This is a genomic window from Streptomyces sp. NPDC051207 (assembly GCF_040682395.1).
Taxonomy (GTDB): Bacteria; Actinomycetota; Actinomycetes; order Streptomycetales; family Streptomycetaceae; genus Streptomyces.
The window spans coordinates 1-1,180 of sequence record NZ_JBFBAX010000087.1; the positions used below are offsets into that span (position 1 = coordinate 1).

General features: G+C 68.5%; 1 protein-coding gene. It reads left to right on the top strand.

The features are described 5' to 3' along the window. Positions 1-1,180 (top strand): (Fe-S)-binding protein (locus AB0M97_RS30820; protein WP_365964274.1); only part of this gene is annotated, 1,180 nt, incomplete at both ends.

Consider the following 1,180-nt stretch of genomic DNA (forward strand, 5'->3'; position numbering starts at 1 on the left):
TCCGCGGAGCAGTTGGCGGGTGTGCCGGCGGCGGCGCTGGCGCAGGCCGGACGGCCGCTGGTGGGCACGGTGGAGGCAGGCGGGGTCATCGACCCCGACGTGCTGTGGTCGTGCACCACGTGCGGGGCGTGCGTGGAGCAGTGCCCGGTGGACATCGAGCACGTGGATCACATCGTGGACATGCGCCGCTACCAGGTGATGATCGAGTCGGCGTTCCCCTCCGAGGCGGGCACGATGCTCAAGAACCTGGAGAAGAAGGGCAATCCCTGGGGGCTGGCGAAGAAGCAGCGCCTGGAGTGGCTGAAGGACGTCGGCTTCGAGGTGCCGGTCGTCGGCCGGGACATCGAGGACCTGTCCGGGGTCGACTACCTGTACTGGGTCGGCTGCGCCGGCGCCCTGGAAGACCGGGCCAAGAAGACCACCAAGGCCTTCGCGGAGCTGCTGCACATCGCCGGGGTGAAGTTCGCCATCATGGGCGGGGACGAGAAGTGCACCGGCGACTCCGCCCGCCGCCTGGGCAACGAGCCGCTGTTCCAGGAACTGGGCATGGACAACGTCGCCGCGCTGAACACCGCCTTCGGCGAGGAGATCGACGACGAGGGCCGCCCCACGCCCGAGTCCCGCAGGCCCAGGTCGGCGAAGAAGATCGTGGCGACCTGCCCGCACTGCCTGAACACCCTGGGCAACGAATACCCCCAGCTCGGCGGCGACTACGAGGTCATCCACCACACCCAGCTGCTGCAGCACCTCATCGACGAGGGCCGGCTGGTCCCCCTCACCCCGGTCGAGGGCCTGATCACCTACCACGACCCCTGCTACCTGGGCCGCCACAACAAGATCTACACCCCGCCCCGGGAGATCATCGGCCGCGTCCCCGGCCTGCGCAACGAGGAGATGCACCGCCACAAGGAACGCGGCTTCTGCTGCGGCGCCGGCGGCGCGAGGATGTGGATGGAAGAACGCATCGGCAAGCGCATCAACGACGAACGCGTCGACGAGGCCCTCGCCCTCGACCCCGACATCGTCTCCACCGCCTGCCCCTTCTGCCTCGTCATGCTCACCGACTCCGTCAACGCCAAGAAGAACGACGGCCGGGCCAAGGACACCATCCAGGTCGTCGACGTCGCCCAACTCCTCCTCGACTCCGTCAAAACCCCCACCGGACAAGAACCCCCCACGG